The sequence below is a fragment of the Streptococcus sp. HMSC063B03 genome (assembly GCF_001836965.1).
Classification (GTDB): Bacteria; Bacillota; Bacilli; order Lactobacillales; family Streptococcaceae; genus Streptococcus; species Streptococcus pneumoniae_F.
Genome location: NZ_KV831064.1, coordinates 187,988 through 213,005 on the forward strand (window position 1 = coordinate 187,988; position 25,018 = coordinate 213,005).

Annotated in this window: 22 protein-coding genes, 1 tRNA gene and 2 pseudogenes; 21 read left to right on the plus strand and 4 right to left on the minus strand. The window is 39.3% G+C overall.

All coding sequences use genetic code 11. The features are described from left to right. From HMPREF2628_RS09515 to HMPREF2628_RS10635, 17 genes and pseudogenes are all read left to right on the plus strand, one after another. On the plus strand, positions 1–657 hold the full coding sequence (locus HMPREF2628_RS09515; RefSeq protein WP_070843008.1) for an MmcQ/YjbR family DNA-binding protein: 657 nt from the start codon (positions 1–3) through the stop codon (positions 655–657). A 313-nt stretch (positions 658–970) separates the two neighbouring features. Then, positions 971–2,533, plus strand: coding sequence for a 2-isopropylmalate synthase (locus tag HMPREF2628_RS09520; RefSeq protein WP_045607028.1), 1,563 nt, complete (start codon positions 971–973; stop codon positions 2,531–2,533). Positions 2,534–2,544: 11 nt separating this feature from the next. Beyond that, positions 2,545–3,582 carry a 3-isopropylmalate dehydrogenase gene (gene leuB, locus HMPREF2628_RS09525; RefSeq protein WP_070843009.1) on the plus strand — a complete coding sequence of 346 codons (1,038 nt, stop codon included), beginning with the start codon at positions 2,545–2,547 and terminating at the stop codon, positions 3,580–3,582. After that, the gene (locus tag HMPREF2628_RS09530; protein ID WP_045607025.1) at positions 3,579–3,848 is read left to right on the plus strand and encodes a DUF1294 domain-containing protein; all 270 of its coding nucleotides are present in this window, start codon (positions 3,579–3,581) and stop codon (positions 3,846–3,848) included. Before leuB ends, HMPREF2628_RS09530 begins: the two co-directional genes overlap by 4 nt. Before the next feature lie 3 nt (positions 3,849–3,851). Beyond that, the gene (gene leuC / locus HMPREF2628_RS09535) at positions 3,852–5,234 is read left to right on the plus strand and encodes a 3-isopropylmalate dehydratase large subunit (RefSeq protein ID WP_070843010.1); all 1,383 of its coding nucleotides are present in this window, start codon (positions 3,852–3,854) and stop codon (positions 5,232–5,234) included. A 9-nt stretch (positions 5,235–5,243) separates the two neighbouring features. Continuing rightward, complete coding sequence (gene leuD / locus HMPREF2628_RS09540; RefSeq protein WP_070843011.1) at positions 5,244–5,837, plus strand: 3-isopropylmalate dehydratase small subunit; 594 nt, start codon at positions 5,244–5,246, stop codon at positions 5,835–5,837. 27 nt (positions 5,838–5,864) lie between these two features. After that, positions 5,865–6,644, plus strand: a complete 780-nt coding sequence (locus HMPREF2628_RS09545) for an L-threonylcarbamoyladenylate synthase (protein ID WP_070478988.1) — start codon at positions 5,865–5,867, stop codon at positions 6,642–6,644. 201 nt (positions 6,645–6,845) lie between these two features. Further along, positions 6,846–6,969, plus strand: a pseudogene (locus HMPREF2628_RS10845) (GMP reductase); the annotation flags it as partial. Positions 6,970–7,570: 601 nt separating this feature from the next. Continuing rightward, the gene (locus tag HMPREF2628_RS09555) at positions 7,571–9,358 is read left to right on the plus strand and encodes an McrB family protein (RefSeq protein ID WP_083320559.1); all 1,788 of its coding nucleotides are present in this window, start codon (positions 7,571–7,573) and stop codon (positions 9,356–9,358) included. Further along, on the plus strand, positions 9,345–10,661 hold the full coding sequence (locus tag HMPREF2628_RS09560) for an McrC family protein (RefSeq protein ID WP_070843093.1): 1,317 nt from the start codon (positions 9,345–9,347) through the stop codon (positions 10,659–10,661). Before HMPREF2628_RS09555 ends, HMPREF2628_RS09560 begins: the two co-directional genes overlap by 14 nt. Positions 10,662–10,832: 171 nt before the next feature. Further along, on the plus strand, positions 10,833–11,819 hold the full coding sequence (locus tag HMPREF2628_RS09565; protein ID WP_000931164.1) for a GMP reductase: 987 nt from the start codon (positions 10,833–10,835) through the stop codon (positions 11,817–11,819). Positions 11,820–11,885: 66 nt separating this feature from the next. Then, a tRNA-Arg gene (locus tag HMPREF2628_RS09570) sits at positions 11,886–11,957 on the plus strand. Positions 11,958–12,141: 184 nt separating this feature from the next. Continuing rightward, on the plus strand, positions 12,142–12,840 hold the full coding sequence (gene rnc / locus HMPREF2628_RS09575; RefSeq protein WP_033677334.1) for a ribonuclease III: 699 nt from the start codon (positions 12,142–12,144) through the stop codon (positions 12,838–12,840). Further along, complete coding sequence (smc, locus tag HMPREF2628_RS09580; protein WP_070843013.1) at positions 12,831–16,370, plus strand: chromosome segregation protein SMC; 3,540 nt, start codon at positions 12,831–12,833, stop codon at positions 16,368–16,370. The genes rnc and smc overlap by 10 nt, the downstream gene beginning before the upstream one ends. Positions 16,371–16,513: 143 nt before the next feature. Then, positions 16,514–17,440 (plus strand): bifunctional riboflavin kinase/FAD synthetase, encoded by a 927-nt coding sequence (locus HMPREF2628_RS09585; protein WP_070843014.1) that lies wholly within the window; start codon positions 16,514–16,516, stop codon positions 17,438–17,440. A gap of 417 nt (positions 17,441–17,857) precedes the next feature. Then, positions 17,858–18,061: an AbrB/MazE/SpoVT family DNA-binding domain-containing protein gene (locus tag HMPREF2628_RS09590; RefSeq protein ID WP_070843015.1), complete on the plus strand. Its 204-nt coding sequence runs from the start codon at positions 17,858–17,860 to the stop codon at positions 18,059–18,061. A 23-nt stretch (positions 18,062–18,084) separates the two neighbouring features. Then, a pseudogene (locus HMPREF2628_RS10635) lies at positions 18,085–18,471 on the plus strand (type II toxin-antitoxin system death-on-curing family toxin). 89 nt (positions 18,472–18,560) lie between these two features. Here the strand turns inward: HMPREF2628_RS10635 and HMPREF2628_RS09595 are convergent. The 3 genes from HMPREF2628_RS09595 to HMPREF2628_RS11185 are packed head-to-tail and all read right to left on the minus strand — an operon-like array spanning position 18,561 to position 20,409. After that, positions 18,561–19,376: a TIGR03943 family putative permease subunit gene (locus tag HMPREF2628_RS09595; RefSeq protein ID WP_070843016.1), complete on the minus strand. Its 816-nt coding sequence runs from the start codon at positions 19,374–19,376 to the stop codon at positions 18,561–18,563. Then, entirely contained in the window at positions 19,373–20,278 is a 906-nt protein-coding gene (locus HMPREF2628_RS09600) for a permease (RefSeq protein WP_070843017.1), read from the minus strand. The genes HMPREF2628_RS09595 and HMPREF2628_RS09600 overlap by 4 nt, the downstream gene beginning before the upstream one ends. Then, positions 20,275–20,409, minus strand: coding sequence for an SPJ_0845 family protein (locus HMPREF2628_RS11185; RefSeq protein WP_070843018.1), 135 nt, complete (start codon positions 20,407–20,409; stop codon positions 20,275–20,277). Before HMPREF2628_RS11185 ends, HMPREF2628_RS09600 begins: the two co-directional genes overlap by 4 nt. Positions 20,410–20,564: 155 nt before the next feature. Between HMPREF2628_RS11185 and HMPREF2628_RS09610 the strand changes: the two genes are divergently transcribed. The 4 genes from HMPREF2628_RS09610 (at position 20,565) to HMPREF2628_RS09625 (ending at position 24,267) form a co-directional block, all read left to right on the plus strand. After that, positions 20,565–20,942, plus strand: a complete 378-nt coding sequence (locus tag HMPREF2628_RS09610) for a PBECR3 domain-containing polyvalent protein (RefSeq protein WP_070843019.1) — start codon at positions 20,565–20,567, stop codon at positions 20,940–20,942. Between the two features lie 428 nt (positions 20,943–21,370). Beyond that, a complete protein-coding gene (locus HMPREF2628_RS09615; protein ID WP_070843020.1) occupies positions 21,371–23,500 on the plus strand; it encodes a Tex family protein in 2,130 nt (709 codons plus the stop codon). Further along, positions 23,487–23,936 (plus strand): SprT family protein, encoded by a 450-nt coding sequence (locus HMPREF2628_RS09620; protein WP_033686984.1) that lies wholly within the window; start codon positions 23,487–23,489, stop codon positions 23,934–23,936. The genes HMPREF2628_RS09615 and HMPREF2628_RS09620 overlap by 14 nt, the downstream gene beginning before the upstream one ends. Before the next feature lie 58 nt (positions 23,937–23,994). Next, on the plus strand, positions 23,995–24,267 hold the full coding sequence (locus tag HMPREF2628_RS09625; RefSeq protein ID WP_001085044.1) for a PspC domain-containing protein: 273 nt from the start codon (positions 23,995–23,997) through the stop codon (positions 24,265–24,267). Between the two features lie 99 nt (positions 24,268–24,366). On the opposite strand, the gene HMPREF2628_RS09630 is transcribed toward HMPREF2628_RS09625, so the two are convergent. Then, a complete protein-coding gene (locus tag HMPREF2628_RS09630) occupies positions 24,367–25,017 on the minus strand; it encodes an ABC transporter ATP-binding protein (protein WP_070843021.1) in 651 nt (216 codons plus the stop codon). Position 25,018: the final 1 nt, after the last annotated feature.

Below are 25,018 nucleotides of genomic sequence, written 5' to 3' on the forward strand. Positions count from 1 at the left end.
ATGTTTGAAATATTTAAATCCTATCAGTTTAATCAAGAAAAAGCTTTTGCCTATGGTTTTGTAGAAAATAGTGGAGTCTGGACCTATAGTTGCCAGATTTTGCAAGGTGACTTTGTCATGACTGTATCCATCACTGCTGATAATGTGAGTTTTCAAGTCTTTGACCATGAGACTGGTGACCTCTATCCTCAAGTCCATATGGAAAGTTTTAAAGGAAGTTTTGTTGCAAGTGTCTGTGAGGCTTGTCTGGAGATTCTTTACCAGATTCGGAAGGCTTGTTTTGATGTGCAAGATTTTATCTGTCCTCAGACTAAACGAATCATGACTCAAGTTCAAGAAAAGTATGGTAATCAGCTGGAGTATCTGTGGGAAAAATCACCTGATACAGCAGTGTTAAGACACGAAGGCAATACAAAGTGGTATGCCGTCTTGATGAAAATCTCTTGGGATAAGTTGGAAAAGGGCAGAGAAGGACAGGTGGAAGCAGTCAACCTCAAACATGACCAAGTAGCTGATTTACTTTTAAATAAAGGTATTTATCCAGCTTTTCATATGAACAAACGCTACTGGATTAGTGTGGCGCTTGATGATGCTTTATCAGATGAAGAAGTGCTAGAATTGATAGAAAAAAGTTGGAACTTAACCACTAAAAAATGAAACATTTCAAGATTTTTCAAGAACTTTCAATTAGCAAAATATTCTCTACTGAAGAAATTTTCAGAAAATATTGGATTTTTTCTTGACAAGTACTTTTGCCTATGCTAAAATACTAAACAAGATATCAAACGAAGGAGAAAGTCAAACATGAAAACAGCTAAGTTTAATCAATTCGCTTTGTTGTTGAGGTACTCGGGCTAGTGCAAAAAGCATTAGTCCTGTTTGGCTTACCAAGCGGGAGTGAATCAACATCTCGCTTGGATTTCTGAGCGAGATGTTTTTTTAAAACCACATTTGGAAAAGGGGAAATCTTATGAGAACAGTTGAATTTCTAGATACCAGCCTTCGGGATGGAGAACAGACACCGGGTGTTAACTTTTCAATCAAAGAAAAAATTGCCATAGCAAGACAGCTGGAGAAATGGGGTATTTCAGCCATCGAAGCTGGTTTTCCAGCGGCGAGTCCTGATTCATTTACGGCAGTTCAGGAGATTGCTAAGGCCTTGAAGAAAACAGCGGTGACTGGTTTGGCACGCTCTGTCAAGTCTGATATTGATGCTTGTTACGAGGCCCTCAAGGACGCCAAGTATCCACAAGTGCACGTCTTTATTGCAACCAGTCCGATTCACCGAAAGTATAAGCTCAATAAGAGCAAGGAAGAGATTTTGGAAGCAATCAGTGAGCATGTCTCTTATGCACGTTCCAAGTTTGAAGTGGTCGAATTCTCTCCTGAAGATGCGACCAGAACAGAGTTGGATTTCCTTCTACAAGTTGTTCAAACAGCGGTTGATGCAGGTGCGTCTTATATCAATATTCCTGATACGGTAGGATTTACCACACCAGAGGAATATGGAGCTATCTTCAAATACTTGATTGAGAATGTCAAGACGGATCGTCAGATCATCTATTCGCCTCACTGCCACGATGACCTTGGAATGGCAGTGGCTAATAGCCTTGCTGCTGTCAAGAATGGGGCAGGACGTGTCGAAGGAACTATCAACGGTATTGGTGAGCGAGCTGGAAATGCTGCTTTGGAAGAAATAGCAGTGGCTCTCAATATTCGCCAAGATTACTATCAAGCAGAAACTAGTATTGTTTTAAATGAAACCATCAATACGTCAGAAATGGTTTCTCGCTTTTCAGGAATTCCAGTTCCTAAAAACAAGGCTGTGGTCGGTGGCAATGCCTTTTCTCACGAATCTGGTATTCACCAAGACGGAGTTCTTAAAAATCCTCTTACCTATGAAATCATCACTCCTGAATTGGTCGGTGTCAAGAGTAATAGCCTTCCACTTGGAAAATTGTCAGGTCGCCATGCCTTTGTCGAGAAACTAAGAGAATTGGCGCTAGATTTTACAGAAGAGGATATCAAGCCACTCTTTGCTAAGTTCAAGGCGTTAGCGGACAAGAAGCAAGAAATCACAGATGCAGATATTCGAGCTTTGGTAGCTGGAACCATGGTTGAGAATCCAGAAGGCTTCCACTTTGATGATTTACAACTACAAACCCATGCGGAAAATGACATTGAAGCACTCGTTAGCCTAGCCAATATGGATGGTGAGAAAGTCGAATTTAATGCGACAGGGCAAGGTTCTGTTGAAGCAATCTTTAACGCTATCGATAAGTTCTTTAACCAATCCGTCCGCTTGGTGTCCTATACTATTGACGCTGTGACAGATGGAATTGATGCCCAAGCTCGGGTTTTGGTCACTGTTGAAAACAGAGATACAGAAACCATCTTTAATGCAGCAGGGCTTGATTTCGATGTACTGAAAGCATCTGCTATTGCCTACATCAATGCTAATACCTTTGTTCAAAAAGAGAATGCTGGTGAGATGGGACGCAGTGTTTCCTATCGTGATATGCCTAGTGTGTAAAGGAGAAGGCTATGACAAAGAAAATAGTAGTTCTGGCAGGGGATGGAATCGGCCCAGAAATCATGGATGCTGGGTTAGAGGTTCTGGAAGCTCTAGCTGAAAAAACAGGCTTTGACTATGAAATAGACAAACGACCTTTTGGAGGTGCAGGAATTGATGCAGCAGGCCATCCTTTACCTAGTGAAACCCTCAAAGCATGTAGAGAAGCAGATGCCATTCTCCTAGCGGCTATCGGTAGTCCTCAGTATGATGGAGCAGCGGTTCGGCCCGAACAAGGCTTGCTGGCTCTCCGTAAGGAACTAAATCTCTATGCTAATATTCGCCCTGTTAAGATTTTTGAGAGTCTCAAGCATTTGTCACCACTAAAACCAGAACGAATTGCTGGTGTAGACTTTGTTGTGGTACGGGAGTTGACAGGTGGGATTTATTTTGGGGATCATATTCTTGAAGAAAGAAAAGCGCGTGATATCAACGACTATAGCTATGAGGAAGTGGAGCGGATTATTCGCAAAGCCTTTGAAATCGCAAGAAGTCGGAGAAAAATCCTTACCAGTATTGATAAGCAAAACGTGTTGGCAACATCAAAACTCTGGCGGAAAGTAGCTGAGAAGGTCGCAAAGGATTTCCCAGATGTGACCTTGGAACACCAGCTAGTCGACTCAGCTTCCATGCTTATGATTACTAATCCTGCTAAGTTTGATGTCATCGTAACGGAAAATCTTTTTGGAGATATTCTATCTGATGAATCAAGCGTTCTATCTGGCACACTTGGGGTTATGCCATCAGCCAGTCATTCTGAAAATGGACCAAGTCTCTATGAACCTATTCACGGTTCAGCACCTGATATTGCAGGTCAAGGAATTGCCAATCCTATTTCCATGATTTTATCAGTGGCCATGATGCTGAGAGACAGCTTTGGACGTTATGAGGATGCAGAGCGTGTCGAGCGTGCTGTTGAGGCAAGTTTGGCAGCTGGTGTTTTAACAAGAGATATAGGTGGACAGGCTTCGACCAAGGAAATGACGGAAGCTATTATCGCAAGGTTATGAAGTTAGACGAAAAAATTACTCTAGTCCTTTTGATTTGGAATGTCATCATTTTCTTGATTTATGGCATTGACAAATCCAAGGCGAGGAGAAGAGCTTGGCGCATCCCTGAGAAAATCTTACTTATTTTAGCCTTTACTTGTGGTGGTTTTGGTGCTTGGTTAGCAGGAATCATCTTTCACCACAAGACTCGAAAATGGTACTTTAAAACAGTTTGGTTTCTTGGGATGGTGACTACACTAGTAGTCTTATATGTTATTTGGAGGTAATAGATGGCAGGAAAATCGATTTTTGATAAATTATGGGATCGTCATGTCATCACAGGAGAAGAGGGGCAGCCCCAACTCATGTATGTGGACCAGCACTATATTCATGAAGTGACCAGCCCTCAGGCTTTTCAAGGACTACGAGATGCAGGACGCAGATTGAGACGACCAGACTTGACATTTGGAACCTTTGACCACAATGTCCCGACAGTCAATATCTACGATATTCGAGATGTGATTTCTAAGGCTCAAATTGATAAGCTTGCTGAAAATGTTGAGGAGTTTGGGATTGAACATGCGGCCCACGGTTCCGAAAAGCAAGGAATCGTTCATATGGTTGGACCAGAAACTGGAAGAACTCAACCAGGAAAATTCATCGTCTGTGGAGACAGCCATACGGCAACTCACGGAGCTTTCGGAGCAATTGCCTTTGGAATTGGGACCAGTGAGGTCGAACATGTCTTCGCTACCCAGACCCTCTGGCAGGTCAAACCCAAGAAAATGCTGGTAGAATTCACTGGAGTTCCTCAAAAGGGAGTCTATTCCAAGGATTTTATTCTCGCCTTGATTGCTAAATACGGCGTTGCTTGCGGTGTAGGCTACGTGGTGGAATATAGAGGACAAGCTATTGATGCACTGAGCATGGAAGAACGAATGACCATCTGCAATATGTCCATCGAGTTTGGATCCAAGATGGGAATCATGAATCCGGACCAAACCACCTATGATTATCTCAAAGGACGGGAATGTGTTCCAGAGGACTTTGAAGAGGCTGTGGCGGATTGGAAAACAATTGTCAGTGATGATGATGCTGTTTATGATAAGGTTATCCAGATGGATGTTTCAGACTTGGCTCCTATGGTGACCTGGGGAACCAACCCTGCTATGGGGGTTGACTTTGACAGTAGATTCCCAGAAATTAAGGATATGAATGATGAGCGAGCCTACAATTACATGGACTTGGAGCCTGGTCAAAAGCCAGCTGATATTGAACTGGGCTATATCTTTATTGGTTCTTGTACCAATTCTCGTCTCAGTGACTTGCAACTAGCTGCGAGATTTGTTAAAGGGAAGAAAATAGCTCCTAATCTAACAGCTATCGTAGTTCCAGGCTCTCGTCCTGTCAAACGAGCTGCTGAGAAGTTGGGTTTGGACAAGGTCTTTCTAGATGCTGGCTTTGAGTGGAGAGACCCAGGTTGCTCTATGTGCCTAGGGATGAATCCTGACAAGGTACCTGATGGTGTCCACTGTGCCTCAACCAGCAATCGAAACTTTGAAGATAGACAAGGCTTTGGTGCTAAGACCCATCTCTGTAGTCCAGCTATGGCAGCTGCGGCAGCTATTGCAGGGCGTTTCGTAGATGTTCGGCAAATGCCAGAAGCCCAGTAAGGAGAGGATATGGAGAAATTTACAGTTTATACGGGAACGACCGTTCCTCTCATGAATGATAACATCGACACCGATCAAATCCTACCCAAGCAGTTTCTCAAGTTAATTGATAAAAAAGGCTTTGGTAAGTACCTCATGTATGCTTGGCGTTATCTGGACGATAAGTATACTGAGGATCCAGACTTTGTCTTTAACCGACCTGAATATCGGAAAGCTAGTATTCTCATCTCAGGGGATAACTTTGGGGCAGGATCTTCGAGGGAGCATGCCGCTTGGGCTCTAGCGGACTATGGTTTTAAGGTCGTGATTGCAGGATCTTTTGGGGACATTCATTACAATAATGAACTCAATAATGGAATGTTGCCTATTGTACAGCCTAGAGAGGTTCGAGAGAAACTAGCTCAGCTACAACCGACTGACCAGGTAACTGTGGACTTGGAACAACAAAAAATCATCTCACCAATTGGAGAATTCACTTTTGAAATCGATAGTGAGTGGAAACACAAACTCTTAAATGGTTTGGATGATATCGGTATTACCTTGCAGTATGAAGGTTTGATTGCTGCTTATGAAAAACAACGACCAGACTACTGGCAGGATTAGAAGAAAAATAGAAAAGGAAATAGAACTATGACAAAACACATTCAATGGAACGGAACACTTTCACAAGAAGGCTACGACATTTTAAAAGGTGAGGGCGGATGTATCGTTTGTCCTACTAAAGTTGGTTACATTATCATGACTAGCGACAAGGCAGGACTTGAGCGCAAGTTCGCAGCCAAAGAACGTAACCGTAACAAACCAGGTGTTGTTCTCTGTGGTAGCATGGATGAGCTTCGCGCTTTAGCACAACTCAACCCAGAAATTGAAGCCTTTTACCAAAAACATTGGGACGAAGATATTCTTCTTGGCTGTATCCTTCCTTGGAAACCAGAAGCCTTTGAAGAACTCAAAGCATACGGTGATAGCCGTGAAGAACTTATGACTGACGTGCGTGGTACTAGCTGTTTTGTTATCAAATTCGGGAAAGCTGGTGAACAATTAGCTGCCAAACTTTGGGAAGAAGGCAAGATGGTCTATGCCTCATCTGCAAACCCATCTGGAAAAGGAAACCGTGGTAAGGTAGAAGGAATCGGAGAACGCATCGAAGGAGCAGTTGACCTTGTTATCGAGGCAGACGACTATGTGGCATCAATCCAGCCTGACAAAACGATTGAAACACGCTACGAGCAAGGTGTGATGGTCTCTATGGTCGATAAAGACGGCAAACTCATCCCAGAACAAGGAGGAGCACGTTCAACTTCCCCAGCTCCAGTTGTGATCCGTAAAGGGCTTGACATTGATAAAATCATGATGCACCTGTCAGACACCTTTAACTCATGGGACTACCGTCAGGGTGAGTATTATTAGGATAGAGAAGGAGTGGGGAGAAGATAATCTCTCCTCTTTCTTTTGTTTTTGATTTAAGTAAAATCCGAATAATATAATTTTATTTTTGAAATTATTTCACAAAAACTGTACTTTGCTTTATAATAAATTATGTAAACGTCGGAAAAGGCGTAGTGATGCGAGAGCATAGATAGGTCATTACAAAAGAAACGAGACATCAATATGTTAAATGAATTTCCAATTTTTGATTGCGAAGATATTCAATTGATTCCAAATAAATGTGTGATTAAAAGCCGTGCAGAAGTGGATACAAGCGTCACTCTAGGAAATCAAACTTTTAAATTTTTATGGTATAATAAAAATAAGCAAAAATATATTAATTATAATAGTACTAAGAAAATTAAGTATGATCATTATTTCTTTGATCTTCTTGATTATTATGAAGAGCCAGATTTCTTAGATTTTAAGTATATTGTCCGTTTGGAAAATACTACGTATATCTTTTGGCGGGAAGACTAATTTTTAGAGTTTAAATAATATAGGGAAGTATTTTAAAATGTAAAAAAAAACAGAATTTACAAATTTCTATCTCTAAAATATCTTGCCTGATTTGTAAAGAATCAAAAGGTTGATGATATAATAGAATAAAAGAGTACGATATGACAGAAGAAATTAAATAAATGGGGTGGAATTATAGAGTGCGTCACTAAGTTCATCATTTCATATAGATAAATATTGTAATGAAAAATTATTTAAATTAAAATCATAGAAATAATTGATACTGTAAATAATCAATTAGACTATAGTAATAATAATCAAACCAACTGCAGTGTAGTGAGTTAGTACTTTTAGTTAAATCCTTTATATATTTATTCCAGAAGATATATTATGTGAAATAATTGTTACATAATCTTTAAAAATTAAACCTAAGAAAGCGAGAAATAAGTATGGATGATTCTAATACAAAATATGAATTACAAATAACGAAAGATAAGGTATATTCAACAGATAGGCATTTTACGATTGAAGATTTGAGTTTGGGAGACACATATAAATTTTTTGATGCATACTTTGAAAGTTCAAATGGAGAAATCATTCGAAGAATTCAAAATAAATTTGAAAGAAAAAAATCTAATCAAGTGTTACCTCGCTTAGCTTGTCAAATATATGAAAAGCACTTACTCAAACTGTCAAAAGAAGAGAGGGAAAAATTTCCAATTTGCCAATATAATCCAACTAGTGATATGATTCAAGGCTTATTTTCTAGTATTGATGATTTCAAAGGAAATAGAAATAGTATAGAATACTTAAAGTATGAATGTAATAATGGTGAAAATTTTGTTTTTTACTGTTGGAATGTATTTTCAACTCTCATGTTTGTACATGAATGCTTGAAGAGATTTGGTAAAGATGGTGATAAATTTATTTTAGTTTATACAGAGAAAGAAGGTAAAAAGAAACCTATGGAAATTAACTCAGCTACACTACATTTAGATGGTCATATAAGTATTTTTTCGAAGCTCGTACTTTCTGCTAAAAATGTAGTATTCCGGGGTGCACCAGGAACTGGTAAAACCTATCTTTCTAAACAAATTGCTGCCAATATTGTGTCTAATGGTAGAACTAATGATATCAATGCTCTGTCACAGGATGAAATTAATCAAATAGATTTTGTTCAGTTTCATCCTTCGTATGACTACACGGACTTTGTAGAGGGATTGAGACCGATATCAAATGGGGATGGAGCTATCGAGTTTAAATTACAAGATGGTATTTTTAAGCAGTTTTGCCAGAAGGCTAAAGCAGCTCAGAAGACTGGAGGACAAGATAATTTTGATGAAGCTTGGGATCGTTATCTTGAGTATGTAAATAGCAGAGATGAAAAAGAATATTTAACAGAATTTTCCTACCTAACAGTAAATAGTCGAAATAATTTTAATATCAATTATGAAACTAAAGCTCAAGGAACTGTCTTAACAAAATTTTATGTTTATGAACTTTATAAAGATGAAAACTATCTGAAACAGCCCTATTATCGTAACCAAGGAAAAAAAGTCCTTGAAATTTTAAAGAAAAGATTTGGTTTGAAAGACTATATCTCTCCAACAGAGATCAAGACAGACAAGAATTTTGTCTTCATCATCGATGAGATCAACCGTGGTGAGATTTCTAAGATTTTTGGAGAACTATTTTTCTCAATTGATCCTGGTTATCGTGGTGAAAAGGGAAGTGTTTCTACCCAATATGCTAATTTACATGAAACTGATGAGAAATTTTATATCCCTGACAATGTCTATATTATCGGAACAATGAATGATATAGACAGATCTGTTGATACTTTCGATTTTGCTATGCGTCGTCGTTTCCGCTTTGTTGAAGTTACGGCTGAAAGTCAACTTTATATTCTAGATGAAGAACTAGGTGAAGATGCAAAAGAAGCTAAAATTCGACTAAGGAACTTGAATGCTGCTATTGAAAACATTCAGGAATTAAACAGTCATTATCATATCGGACCAAGTTATTTCTGTAATTTAAAAAAATTGAAATATGATTATGAAATACTTTGGTCTGATTATCTCAAACCACTTTTGGAAGATTATGTACGTGGTTCTTATGATGAAGCTGAAACTTTAGAAACATTGAAAAAAGCATTCGATCTGACAAAGAATGAGCAAAAAGATCAGGCAGTAGCTGATGACAATGAAGGCGATGAAAACGATGATGCGGATTACTGATAATCAACACAAGATTGTTAAGGAAGAATTTGTTGAAGAATATCCTAAACTAAGCAATCTTCTTTTAGACAGAACCTTGGAAAGTCTATCCCAAGATGAACGTGTTTTCATTTTTCCAAATGATTTGAAGAATTCTCCTGACTTAGAGAAGGACCAAAAAATCTTTGAAACAGTTAATCAGGAAATCAAGACAGGAAATGTGATTGGTTTTCTGGGTTGTGGTCAGGAAAGATTAACGATTTCCTCTCGTTTTTCTGATAAATATAACGACCACTTTTTGCATTATCTCTTACAAAAGGTTCTTCATATCAATCTCACTAGTTTAGATGTTGCTTTGTCTCGTGAAGAGAGGCTTTATCAACTTTTGATGTATCTCTTCCCCAAGTATCTACAAGCTGCTATTCGAAAAGGTCTTTATAAGGAATACCATCGATTTTCTCATAATGACAGTAATGTTAAGGGAGTGATTGATGTAAGAAACCATCTCAAGAAAAATCTTCCTTTCACGGGAAATATTGCCTACACAACGAGAGAGTTCACCTATGATAATCCCCTCATGCAGTTGGTTCGTCACACTATTGAATACATTAAGAACCAGAAAAGCATTGGTCAAGGGGTGCTAGATACTCTCTCAACTAGTCGTGAAAACGTATCTGAAATCGTGCGTGTAACGCCTTCTTATAAACTAGCTGATCGTGCTAAGATTATTCGGGTAAATCAATCTAAACCGATACGTCATGCATACTTTCACGAGTACAGAAAGTTACAAGAACTTTGTCTGATGATCCTAAACCAAGAAAAGCACGGTTTAGGATATCAAGATCAAAAAATTCATGGTATTCTTTTTGATGTTGCCTGGCTTTGGGAAGAGTATGTCCATACCTTATTGCCAAAAGATTTCATCCATCCACGGAATAAAGAAAAGCTAGGTGGTATTTCGGTATTTTCTGTTGGGAAACGAAAAGTATATCCAGATTTTTATCATAAAGAACTTAAAATAGTATTAGATGCTAAGTATAAAAAACTGGAATTGACTGAAAAAGGAATCAACCGTGAGGACTTATTCCAGCTGATTTCCTATTCTTATATTTTAAAAGCTGAGAAGGCTGGTCTTATTTTCCCGAGTGAGAAAAAGGCGGTTGATAGTGAGATAGGAAAGCTAGCAGGTTATGGAGCTTTGTTGAAGAAATGGTCTATCCACATTCCTAAGACGACCTTGTCATATAGTGAGTTTTGTAATATGATAGAAATCTCAGAAGAAATTTTTAAAAGGAATATTGCTAACGAAGTGGGGAGAAAATAATCTCTCCTCTTTTTTATTATTTATACAATAAAAACCGAACAATATATTTTAATTTATGAAATTATTTGACAGAAACTGTACTTTAGTTTATAATAAATTAAGGAAACGTCGGAAAAGGCGTAGTGATGCGAGAGCATAGGTAGGTCATTACAAAAGAAACGAGACATCGATATGTTAAATGAATTTCCAATTTTTGATTACGAAGATATTCAATTGATTCCAAATAAATGTGTCATTAAAAGCCGTGCAGAAGCAGATACAAGTGTCACGCTAGGAAATCACACCTTTAAACTACCTGTTGTGCCAGCTAATATGCAGACGATTTTGGATGAAAATGTAGCAGAGCAACTGGCTAAAGGAGGCTACTTCTACATTATGCACCGTTTTGATGAAGCAGGACGCATTCCTTTTATTAAACGAATGCACGATCAAGGGCTCATTGCTTCTATCTCTGTCGGTGTTAAGGACTATGAGTATGATTTCGTTAGCCAACTCAAGGCTGATGCTCCAGAATACATCACGATTGATATTGCTCATGGTCATGCAGATAGCGTGATTTCTATGATTCAGCACATCAAGAAAGAATTGCCAGATACTTTTGTCATTGCTGGAAATGTGGGAACACCAGAAGCTGTGCGTGAATTGGAAAATGCTGGTGCGGATGCTACTAAGGTTGGAATCGGTCCTGGTAAGGTTTGTATCACCAAGGTCAAGACTGGTTTTGGTACAGGAGGCTGGCAGTTGGCTGCCCTTCGCTGGTGTGCTAAGGCTGCTCGTAAACCGATTATTGCTGATGGAGGAATTCGTACTCACGGCGATATTGCCAAGTCTATCCGTTTCGGTGCTAGCATGGTCATGATTGGTTCTCTATTTGCAGGACATATTGAAAGTCCAGGGAAAACGATTGAAGTCGATGGTGAACAATTCAAAGAATACTATGGTTCAGCTTCACAATATCAAAAAGGTGCTTACAAAAATGTGGAAGGCAAACGCATCTTGCTTCCTGCCAAAGGTCATCTGCAAGATACTTTAACTGAGATGGAACAAGACCTTCAAAGTGCTATTTCTTATGCAGGTGGACGTCAGGTTGCTGACCTTAAACACGTTGATTATGTGATCGTGAAAAACTCTATCTGGAATGGGGATGCTTCCCACTAAGACGGGCTATCTCACTAGAAAAAAACTTGTTATTAAAGCAAATTTCTGTTATAATAAAACAAGTTTCCACCCTTAGTGTAATGGATATCACGTAAGATTCCGGTTCTTGAGATGGGGGTTCGATTCCCTCAGGGTGGATGTAAACATCCTAAAAAAGCCTTTAAATAGGGCTTTTTTCTTTAAACAGACCTAAATTGGCCCTTAAAACTGTAAATCTCTTTTTAAAGAATGCCCAAATCCCCTCCAGTCCCGTTTTAAAGTGACTCAGGGGGCTTTTTTTGATATAATAAAAAGGACTGTTATCAGTTAGAAAGAGGTTGGTATGAAAGAATTACAAACTGTACTAAAGAACCATTTTGCAATCGAATTTGCAGACAAAAATTTACTGGAAACTGCCTTTACTCATACGAGTTATGCCAATGAGCACCGCCTCTTAAAAATTTCACACAATGAACGCTTGGAATTTTTAGGAGACGCTGTTCTACAGTTATTGATTTCAGAATATCTGTATAAAAAATATCCTAAAAAGCCTGAAGGCGATTTGTCCAAACTCCGTGCCATGATTGTCCGCGAGGAGAGTTTAGCTGGTTTTGCGCGTGATTGCCAGTTTGATCAATTTATCAAGTTGGGTAAGGGGGAAGAAAAATCTGGTGGTCGCAATCGTGACACCATTCTTGGTGATGCCTTCGAAGCCTTTCTAGGTGCTCTCCTTTTGGACAAGGATGTGGCCAAGGTTAAGGCATTTATCTATCAAGTCATGATTCCTAAGGTTGAAGCAGGCGAATTTGAGATGATTACAGACTACAAAACCCATCTCCAAGAGTTACTTCAGGTCAATGGCGATGTGGCTATTCGTTATCAGGTGATTTCTGAAACGGGTCCTGCCCATGATAAGGTTTTTGATGTAGAAGTTCTGGTTGAAGGTAAGAGCATCGGTCAAGGTCAAGGTCGTTCTAAGAAATTAGCAGAGCAGGAAGCTGCCAAAAATGCCGTTGAGAAAGGGCTGGATTCATGTATTTAAAGGAAATCGAAATTCAGGGATTCAAGTCTTTTGCTGACAAGACTAAGGTCGTCTTTGACCAAGGTGTGACGGCAGTTGTTGGGCCCAATGGATCTGGAAAGTCGAATATTACAGAAAGTCTGCGTTGGGCCTTGGGGGAGTCAAGTGTTAAAAGTCTCCGTGGTGGCAAGATGCCAGATGTTATCTTTGCTGGAACAGAAAGTCGCAAACCGCTCAATTATGCTTCTGTAGTTGTGACTTTGGATAATCATGACGGATTTATCAAGGATGCAGGCCAAGAAATCAGGGTAGAACGCCATATCTATCGTAGCGGAGATAGCGAATACAAGATTGACGGTAAGAAAGTCCGTCTGCGTGATATTCATGATCTTTTCTTGGATACAGGTTTGGGACGAGATTCCTTCTCTATCATTTCCCAAGGGAAGGTTGAGGAGATTTTCAACTCCAAGCCTGAAGAACGCAGAGCTATTTTTGAAGAAGCTGCTGGAGTTTTGAAATACAAGACTCGTAGAAAAGAGACAGAGAGCAAACTGCAGCAAACTCAGGATAATCTAGACCGCTTAGAGGACATTATCTACGAGTTGGATAATCAAATCAAGCCTCTTGAGAAACAAGCTGAGAATGCCCGTAAGTTTCTAGACTTGGAAGGTCAACGTAAGGCCATTTACTTAGATGTTTTGGTTGCTCAAATCAAGGAAAATAAGGCTGAACTAGAGTTGACAGAAGAAGAGTTGGCTCAGGTTCAGGAACTATTGACTAGTTATTACCAAAAGCGTGAAAAATTAGAGGAAGAAAATCATACTCTTAAAAAGCAACGCCAAGATTTACAGGCTGAAATGGCCAAAGATCAGGGCAGTTTGATGGACTTGACTAGTCTAATTAGTGACTTAGAGAGAAAATTAGCCCTATCGAAACTGGAGTCTGAGCAAGTAGCCCTGAATCAACAGGAAGCACAAGCCCGTTTGATCTCTTTGGAGGATAAGAGAAACTCACTCAGCAAAGAAAAATCTGATAAGGAAAGCTCTTTAGCTCTCTTAGAGGAAAATCTAGTCCAAAATAATCAAAAACTCAATCGTTTAGAGGCTGAATTGCTAGCTTTTTCAGATGATCCTGATCAGATGATTGAGCTCCTACGTGAACGCTTTGTAGCCCTTTTACAAGAAGAAGCGGATGTATCAAACCAACTGACTCGCATAGAGAATGAGTTGGAAAATAGTCGTCAACTTTCTCAAAAACAAGCAGATCAACTACAAAAGCTGAAAGAACAGTTGGCTACAGCTAAAGAGAGGGCAAGTCAGCAAAAAGACGAGCTTGAAACTGCCAAGGAGCAGGTTCAGAAATTATTGGCTGACTATCAAGCTATTGCCAAGGAGCAAGAAGAGCAGAAAGCTTCCTATCAAGTTCAACAAAGTCAACTCTTTGACCGTCTGGACAGTCTTAAAAACAAGCAGGCTAGAGCTCAAAGTTTGGAAAATATCCTGAGAAATCATAGCAACTTTTATGCAGGTGTTAAGAGTGTTCTCCAAGAAAAAGACCGCCTCGGTGGAATTATTGGTGCAGTCAGTGAGCACCTGACTTTTGATGTGCATTATCAAACTGCCCTAGAAATTGCGCTTGGAGCCAGCAGTCAGCATATCATCGTAGAAGATGAGAATGCAGCTACTAAGGCTATTGATTTCCTCAAGCGCAACAGAGCCGGTCGTGCGACTTTCCTTCCTTTGACCACTATTAAGGCGCGTACGATTTCTAGTCAGAATCAAGATGCTATTGCTGCAAGTCCAGGATTTCTGGGTATGGCTGATGAGCTGGTGACATTCGATACTAGACTGGAAGCTATTTTCAAGAACTTGATAGCTACGACGGCTATTTTTGATACTGTAGAGCATGCGCGTGCAGCAGCTCGCCAGATTCGTTATCAGGTTCGTATGGTGACTTTGGACGGGACAGAATTGCGAACAGGTGGTTCCTATGCAGGTGGAGCCAACCGCCAGAATAACAGTATTTTCATCAAGCCAGAACTGGAGCAATTACAAAAAGAAATTGCTGAAGAGGAAGCAAGTCTTCGTTCAGAAGAAGAATCTTTGAAGACCTTGCAAGATGAGATGGCTAGATTGACAGAAAAATTAGAAGCTATCAAATCTCAAGGAGAGCAGGCACGTATTCAGGAGCAAGGATTGTCCCTCGCTTATCAGCAGACCAGTCAGCAAGTTGAAGATCTAGAAACTCTTTGGAAACTCCAAGAAGAGGAATTAGATCGTCTTTCTGAGGGAGATTGGCAAGCGGATAAGGAAAAATGCCAAGAGCGCCTTACTACTATCGCCAGTGACAAGCAAAATCTGGAAGCTGAGATTGAAGAGATTAAGTCTAACAAAAATGCCATCCAAGAACGCTATCAAAACTTGCAGGAAGATGTGGCGCAAGCTCGATTGCTTAAGACAGAACTGCAAGGACAAAAACGTTATGAAGTGGCTGATATTGAGCGTTTAGGCAAGGAATTGGATAATTTAGATATCGAACAAGAGGAAATCCAGCGCCTCCTTCAAGAAAAGGTTGATAATCTTGAGAAAGTTGATACGGATTTGCTCAGTCAACAGGCTGATGAAGCCAAAACTCAGAAAACAAATCTCCAACAAGGTTTGATTCGTAAGCAGTTTGAGTTGGATGATATAGAAGGTCAGCTGGATGATATTGCCAGTCATTTGGATCAGGCTCGTCAGCAGAATGAAGAGTGGATTCGCAAGCAAACTCGTGCTGAAGCCAAGAAAGAAAAGGTCAGCGAGCGTTTGCGCCATCTACAAAGTCAATTAACAGACCAGTACCAGATTAGCTATACTGAAGCTCTAGAAAATGCACATGAATTGGAAAATCTCAATCTAGCTGAGCAAGAGGTTAAGGATTTGGAGAAAGCTATTCGCTCACTGGGTCCTGTCAATTTAGACGCTATTGAACAGTATGAAGAAGTCTACAGCCGTCTGGATTTCCTAAATAGCCAGCGAGATGATATTCTGTCTGCGAAAAATCTGCTTCTTGAGACTATCACAGAGATGAATGATGAGGTTAAGGAACGCTTTAAATCAACCTTTGAGGCTATTCGTGAATCCTTTAAAGTGACCTTCAAGCAGATGTTTGGCGGAGGTCAAGCAGACTTGATTTTGACTGAGGGAGACCTGCTGACAGCTGGGGTTGAGATTTCTGTCCAACCACCAGGCAAGAAAATCCAGTCGCTTAACCTCATGAGTGGTGGTGAAAAAGCTCTTTCTGCTCTTGCTTTGCTTTTCTCTATCATTCGAGTTAAGACTATCCCGTTTGTTATCTTAGATGAGGTAGAGGCTGCGTTAGATGAAGCCAATGTTAAACGTTTTGGGGATTACCTTAACCGCTTTGATAAGGACAGCCAGTTTATCGTCGTAACCCACCGTAAGGGAACCATGGCAGCAGCCGATTCTATCTATGGAGTGACCATGCAAGAATCAGGTGTCTCAAAAATTGTTTCGGTTAAGTTAAAAGATTTGGAAGAAACAGTAGACTAGTTACCAAACGATAGCATCTCTTAGGGGATGCTATTTTTTAAAACTAACATCTTGAATGATTTTTTAAGGTCAGTTCAGGAGTAAAAAACGACATTTGGGCTTTCCTTTTAGCGAAAAGGCTTTCTCTATGATATAATAGTTTCATGATTACAACAGTACCTATAAAAAATGAAAAAGATATCGCAGTACCTGATAAAACAGTTCTTGTATTAGGCTATTTTGACGGTATTCATAAGGGACATCAGAAGCTTTTTGAAGTAGCTAGCAAGGCTTCTATGAAAGAATATCTACCAGTTGTCGTGATGACCTTTACAGAGTCGCCTAAGCTCGCATTACAGCCTTACAAGCCAGAATTAATGCTTCATATTGTCAGCCATGAAGAACGGGAACATAAGATGAAATGGCATGGAGTAGAGGCTCTTTTCTTACTTGACTTTAGTAGTAAATTTGCTAGTTTAACGGGTCAAGAGTTCTTTGATACCTATGTTAGAGCATTAAAACCAGCGATTATCGTAGCGGGATTTGATTACACGTTTGGTTCTGATAAGAAAACTGCGGATGATTTGAAGGATTATTTTGATGGAGAAATCATCATTGTTCCTCCTGTTGAGGATGAAAAGGGGAAAATTAGTTCTACTCGTATTCGTCAAGCTATTCTGGATGGAGATGTCAGAGAAGCTGCTCATTTACTTGGCACCCCTCTACCATCACGTGGAATGGTTGTTCATGGGAATGCTCGTGGACGTACGATCGGTTATCCAACAGCAAACTTAGTTTTAAGAGATCGAACCTATATGCCAGCAGATGGTGTTTACGTAGTCGATATCGAAGTGCAGCGTAAAAGATATCGTGGAATGGCGAGTGTCGGGAAAAATGTTACTTTCGATGGAGAAGAGCCACGTTTTGAAGTCAATATTTTTGATTTTTCAGATGACATTTACGGTGAAACAGTTATTGTTTACTGGCTAGACCGTGTCCGTGAAATGGTCAAATTTGACTCTGTTGAAGAACTGGTAGATCAACTCCAGAAAGATGAAGAAATTGCTTGGAATTGGAAGGATGGAGAGTAGGATGTTTAAAAAGTGAACCATATTTTGTGTTTGCTTTTTTTATTTTTGGAAGAAATTCTTACAGATATAAACCTAATTGAAGCTTTGTTCGAAATCTGTTAAAATAGGGATATTAATAACTTTAAAAAATAAAGAAAAGAGATTATATGATTACAGGTGAATTAAAAAATAAAATTGATCAGTTGTGGGAAATGCTTTGGACTGAAGGTAACGCAAATCCACTAACAAATATTTAATATATGACATAAAGAGAAAAATCATAATTGACAATTCAAAAATCTCTGGAAGAATTGGAAACCTTGAAAAAATCACTTATGCAGAAGTATTTTGGTTAAGATTTGAGATGAGATAGCAGTTTTACACTATCATTGTAATTACCGTACTTATTTGTTACAATACTTCAAAGGAGGAAATCATATGGCAGTAAAAACAAGAAAACAAGGAAATTCAATTACCATTACGATTCCCAGTGAATTCAATATTCCAAGTGACGAAATTATCTTTATTCCTGAAGAGTCTGGACATCAGATTTCTTATGTTTCTGATGATGCCTTTGATTTAAAACTGGATACAATTTTTGATGAATACGATGAAGTTTTCAAAGCTTTGGTGGAAAAATGACAGTATATTTAACGGAAGAGTAAATTGAAAAAATCAATGCTTTAGTAATTCAACGGTATTCTCCAAATAAGCAAATTCAAACAGTTAGTCCTTCAGCGTTAAATATGATTGTGAACTTACCAGAATAATTTGGTTTTAGTAAACCTTTTTATCCAACAATTTTTGATAACGCAACAATATTATTTGTCCGATTGATAAAGAAGTATGTTTTTGCCAATGCCAATAAGCGAACAGCCTTTTATGTTTTGGTTCAATTTTTACAATTAAATGGTTATCACTTTTCTTTTTCTGCGGAAGAAGCTGCTGATATGTGTGTGACTATAGTGGTAGGAGCTTTAACTGATGAAAAAATGATAAGCTATTCTAAATGGGTTTCTCAACATTTTATTAGAGAAAAAATTAAAAAATAAGCTAGTATGTTGGATTGAAATGAGCATAAGAAAAAATGAAGAGACAATATTAGAATTCTGTAATGCAGAAACTCTGATATTGTCTCTTTTTAAAACACGCGATACACATAGGGATTCTCTGGTTTATCGACTTTGGTAAAGCTGTCAATTTCCAATGTTGGGAGATTTTGTTTGAGTTCTTTATGGTAGTGATTGACCAGTTTTCCTTTGGCTGTTATCCAGGTGTTGTTCTCGTACTGACGGGTATTTCCCTTGGTCAGCAATCCATAGACACCTGAATCCGCGATACAGTGAATAATGCCGAAGCGGAACAGAAATTGACTATTGGCATGACTGGGGTCGTTATAGACAAAGCCTGTGAACTGAACTGTCTTACCCTCAAACTCATCTGGATAGTCATAGATAGCCTCCATGACTTCCATATAGTTTTCATTCGTAATCTGAATACTATCTTGGGACAAGTATTTATCCGCCGCAGTTCGCATTTCCTTTTCATAGGCTGATTTTGAAAAGTAAGAACTGGTATCTGGTTTCAAATATTGGCTTGTCGTCCCTTCACTCGTCTGAATGGATTGATCCGTGCCTTCTGATAAGGGGAAGTGATAGCCTTTTGCTGAAACGGTCTGAGAATCCAAGCTAACAGTTGGAAAAGTTAAGCCAACGACAATTGGAATGGCAAGAAGAGCAACACTCGTCACCTTAGCCATTCGGCTGTTCAGATGACTGTGGGTTTTGACTTGCTTCATCCAGATATACAATTGAACAATAGCCAAGATAAAGGAAAGCACCATGGAAATATAGGCCAGATAGGAATAGTGCATGTTGATGTACTGGTTTAATTTGCCCGATAAATGGAGGTAGATGGTCAGTTCAAGATAGCCAGCTAAAACTAAAAATCGAATCATAGGATGACTCCAATCAAGAGAGAATACACTAAGACGACAAGAGTCACAATCGTAATAAAGTGACTGATAAATCGTGCTTTCAAGTAATTTTTCATCATGAGAATATTTTTGATATCCAGCATTGGGCCAATGACGAGAAAGGCCAGAACTGGTGCCAATCCGAAACTTGAGAGAAGAGAAGCACCGATAAAGGCATCCGCCTCACTGCAGAGAGAAAGAAGAAAGGCCAAAAGCATCAAGAGCAGGATGGCAAAAAGAGGGGTTGCGCTGATAGAAGTAAGAATACGAGTCGGAACATAGACCTGTATAATAGAGGCAAAAAGACAGCCAAATACCAAATAGCGTCCCATATCAAAAAACTCATCAATGGCTTGCACAAAAACCTGAAAAACTTTTTTTGCAGGGGTCAAGTGAGAAAAATCATGTTCATGACAGACCAAACGATTTTCTTTCTGAATCGATTCTTGCCAGAAGAATCCTAGAAAAATCCCAAGTATCACAGCTACAAGAATGGAACCTAGAGCTCGTAATAGAGCGACATGGAAGGAGTTGCCAAAGGCAGAATAGGTCGCAAATAGAACAATAGGATTGATAACAGGTGCTGTTACAAGAAAGGGAACGGCTGTGTAACTGGGAACCTTCTTTTCCAGAAAACGATTGATAATGGGGACAATTCCACATTCACAAGAGGGAAAAAGCATCCCGACGAAGGTGCCAAAAAAGATTCTCCCCCAACGATTTCGAGGGAGAAAATGATAAACCTTGTCAGGTGTGATATAAACCTCAATCAGTCCTGAGACAATACTTCCTATCAGAACGAAGGGTAGGGCTTCAATGATAATGGAGAGAAAAATAGCCCCAGTCTGAAGCACACTAGACGGGAGTTGTTGGAAAGCAGTCATCTAGTTTTCTTTTCTGCTTTGGCTTTTTTCTCTTTGTCATCTGGGAAAGTGACTTGTTTCAAATCAGGGAGTTTCGCAAACTCTTCAAACATCTTGTCCAAGTCGTCCGTTTTTGTAAATTTTACTGCCATAGTGATACCTCGATTCTAAATTCTACCTCTATTATACTATTATTTTGAGGAAAAGGGAAAAGTTAAAATTGAGTATCTAACGAATAATAGAGCTTGATATATCCTAATATACACTATGATTGTGATATAATAATTGTGGAATAACGGAGGAAATGATGGAACACGAAAAAATCGGTCAGGTTACTGACGAAGTAAAAGAAATTTTTAATATTGTTCTTGAAGCTAGTGATATCAAAGTTAACAAAGAAGGTTTAAGAAGTCATATGTTGAAACGGCATCATAATGATGTGATTCATCATATCGAAGACCTAGAACTCATACTAAGGAACCCAGATTTCGTCGGCATTAATCCACGAGAGAAAGATGCTAGTTTTGAATATGTTAAAAGATTTGATGATAATGTTCTTGTTGCCATCAAGTTACATAAAAGTGGAGATTTCTTTTATGTTCCGACCATGTATCGCTTACAAGATTTCAAGTTACAAAGTCGTATCAAGTCTGGTAGATTGAGAAAACTTGACAAAAAAAGTTGATAGTGCTAGAATAACATTAACGAAAGACATTTGAGGGCAGAAAGGTTCCTGCCGCACCTTGAAAAAGGTATCTGAGATGCTGGGTACACCGACCAGCCAAGTGTCCGTTATTTCAAAGGAGGGAGCTTAAATGCTCCTTTTTTGTTTAAAAATTTCAAAAAAGATTATCCCCTCCGCAGGCTCAGGCTTGCGATTTTTTATTTGCTCTGAAAATTGATTCGTTAATTTCAACAAATAGCTTTATAAAGCGTTTTGTAAAAAATAAAAACAGTGAAGTTACTCATAGATTCTTTTGTAATCTAGTAGAATTCTAAATTGAAACCTTCTCAATGAATAGAATATTGAAATGAAGTAAATTTATTTCCCAACTTATGTTTTAAAATTGTAAGAGGTAATTTGAAACGTTTAGCTTATGGTATAATAGGTTTATGGATAAAAAATATTTAAAAATTTCCCAAGATTTGGGTGTGACCTTAAAACAAATTGATACTGTCTTGTCTTTAACAGCTGAAGGGGCAACTATTCCCTTTATTGCTCGTTATAGAAAGGATATGACGGGTAGTCTTGATGAAGTGGCTATCAAGGCCATTATTGACTTGGATAAGACTTTGACCAACCTTAATGATCGTCAAGAAGCTGTTCTAGCCAAAATTCAAGAACAAGGCAAGCTAACTAAAGAATTGGAAGAAGCTATCTTATCTGCCGAAAAACTAGCAGATGTAGAAGAACTCTATCTTCCATACAAGGAAAAACGTCGAACTAAGGCAACCATTGCCCGTGAAGCTGGACTCTTTCCTCTTGCTCGCTTGATTTTGCAGAATGTAACTGACTTAGAGAAGGAAGCTGAAAAGTTCGTCTGTGAAGGATTTGCGACTGGCAAGGAAGCCTTAGCTGGTGCAGTTGATATCTTGGTCGAAGCCTTATCGGAGGATGTCAATTTACGTGCTATGACTTATCAGGAAGTGCTGAGACACTCTAAACTCACTTCTCAAGTCAAGGATGAAAGTCTCGATGAAAAGCAGGTTTTTCAGATTTATTATGATTTTTCAGAGACAGTTGGAAATATGCAGGGTTATCGTACCTTGGCCCTCAATCGTGGGGAGAAGCTAGGTGTCTTGAAGGTCGGTTTTGAACATGCGACGGACCGTATTCTTGCCTTCTTTGCTACTCGTTTCAAGGTGAAAAATGCTTATATTGATGAAGTGGTTCAGCAATCTGTTAAAAAGAAAGTCTTGCCTGCTATCGAGCGTCGTATTCGGACAGAACTAACTGAGAAAGCAGAAGAAGGAGCTATCCAACTCTTTTCGGACAACCTACGTAATCTCCTCTTGGTTGCTCCGCTGAAAGGGCGCGTGGTTCTTGGGTTTGACCCTGCCTTTCGTACAGGTGCCAAGCTAGCCGTTGTTGATGCAACTGGAAAAATGCTGACAACTCAGGTTATTTATCCTGTCAAACCAGCCTCTGCTCGTCAAATCGAAGAAGCCAAGAAAGATTTGGCAGATTTGATTGGTCAATACGGCGTGGAAATTATTGCCATCGGTAATGGAACGGCCAGTCGTGAAAGTGAAGCTTTTGTGGCGGAAGTTCTTAAAGATTTTCCTGAGGTTAGTTATGTCATTGTAAATGAAAGTGGTGCTTCGGTCTATTCTGCCAGCGAACTTGCTCGTCAGGAGTTCCCAGACTTAACCGTTGAAAAGCGTTCTGCCATCTCTATCGCCCGTCGTTTGCAGGACCCCCTTGCTGAATTGGTCAAAATCGATCCTAAGTCAATTGGTGTCGGTCAGTACCAGCACGATGTCAGCCAGAAGAAATTGTCTGAAAGTCTGGATTTTGTCGTGGATACCGTGGTGAACCAAGTCGGTGTTAATATTAATACGGCCAGCCCAGCTCTTCTTTCACACGTAGCTGGACTCAATAAAACCATTTCTGAAAATATCGTCAAATACCGTGAGGAAGAGGGAAAAATCACTTCACGCGCCCAAATCAAGAAAGTTCCTCGTCTGGGTGCTAAGGCTTTTGAACAGGCAGCTGGTTTCCTTCGTATCCCTGAAAGTAGCAACATCCTTGATAATACAGGAGTTCACCCAGAAAATTACGTTGCCGTTAAGGAACTCTTCAAACGTTTAGATATTAAAGACCTAAACGAAGAAGCCCAAGGCAAACTCAAGTCGCTTTCAGTCAAGGAAATGGCGCAAGAGCTAGACCTTGGACCAGAAACTCTTAAAGATATCATTGCAGACCTTCTCAAACCAGGTCGAGATTTCCGTGATTCCTTTGATGCACCTGTGCTTCGCCAAGATGTCCTAGATATCAAAGATCTAGTGGTAGGCCAGAAGCTAGAGGGTGTGGTGCGTAATGTAGTTGACTTTGGTGCCTTCGTTGACATTGGAATTCACGAAGACGGCTTGATTCACATTTCCCATATGAGTCGCAAATTTATCAAACATCCTAGCCAAGTAGTGTCAGTCGGAGATTTGGTAACGGTTTGGGTTAAGAAAATCGATACTGAACGTGAAAAAGTCAATCTGTCGCTCCTCGCTCCAAATGAAACTGACTGATTACGTTAAGCAGGTTTCACTAGAAGACTTCGGCAAACCTTTTATCCATCATGTTCAGTGGAATAGGCGTCTACGTTCGACAGGTGGGCGATTTTTCCCCAAAGATGGGCATTTGGATTTTAATCCCAAGGTTTATCAGGAACTCGGTCTGGATGTTTTTAGGAAAATTGTCCGCCATGAACTCTGTCATTATCACCTCTATTTTCAAGGGAAGGGCTATCAACACAAGGATCGGGATTTTAAGGAACTGTTGAAAGCAGTGGATGGATTACGCTTTGTGCCCTCCTTGACAAATAGCCACTCTAAACCACTCAAACTTTATCGTTGTCAATCCTGCCAGCAAAGGTATCATCGCAAGCGTAGGATTGATACCAAACGCTATCGCTGTGGACTTTGTCGAGGTAAATTGCTACTAATAAATCAGCCTGAGGACTGATGAAAGCCGAGCCTACCCGTGATATACTATGTCTAACCTAGCAGAAAGAGGAAAAATCATGAACAGTAAATTTTATAAAATGAGACGAAATCGCATGATTTCAGGAGTTCTGGCAGGTCTGTCAGATAAGTGGAACTTTGATGTTACCCTTGTTCGTTTCCTGTTTGCCATTTTTACAGTCGCAAACTTTGGCCTTGGCGTGATTATCTATATCATCCTAGCTTCTATCATGCCTACCAAGGAAGAAATTGAAGCAGAAATGTATGGAACAGGCCCACGCAAACGCAAAGAAGCCCAAGCCATTGACGATAATGAAGGCTGGTTTTGGTGAGGTTTAACAGGAAATATTTATTATTTGCACTATTTAAAAGAAGTGACATAAATGACTGAAAATCCCTTGTTGCTATTTAGCGACAAGGGATTTTGGTATTTAATTATAATCTGTTTCGTCTTTAGAAAGACGAATTACCTGATCAGCCATTTTCCAAATACTAGGATTGTGAGTTGCGATGATAATTGTTCTATTTGCATTACGAAGTTCAAGGAGAATTTCCATAATTTCCTTGGAATTTTTAGGGTCTAGTGAGGCGGTTGGTTCATCAGCTAGAATCAAAGGAGGATTTTTCAGGATAATTTTTGCAAGTGCTACGCGTTGAGCTTCACCACCAGATAATTCAAAGATTTTTTGGTTGAGACATAGATAATCCAGTCTTACAGCTTGCAGTGCTTGAAGAAGAAGTCTCTCTTTTTCTTGTTTCTTGTTCTTTTTTTTACCAATCATTCCCAGCTCAAGGTTTTCTCGAATGGTCTGACTTTCTAATAGTCCAAAGTTCTGGAAGAGATAACCTAGTTCGTTACGATAGAATTCGTTGTTTTTTAGTGAAGTCAAAGACTTTCCTTTATAAATTATTTCTCCTTTATCAAAAGTCTCTAGTTTTGCTAGCATATTCAGCAAAGTGGTTTTTCCACAACCACTATCTCCTATCAAAGCATACACCATACCACTTTGAAAATTAAGACTCAAGTCTGAAAAGATGATACGAGAACCAAATTGTTTCCAAATATGTTGTAATTCAATCATA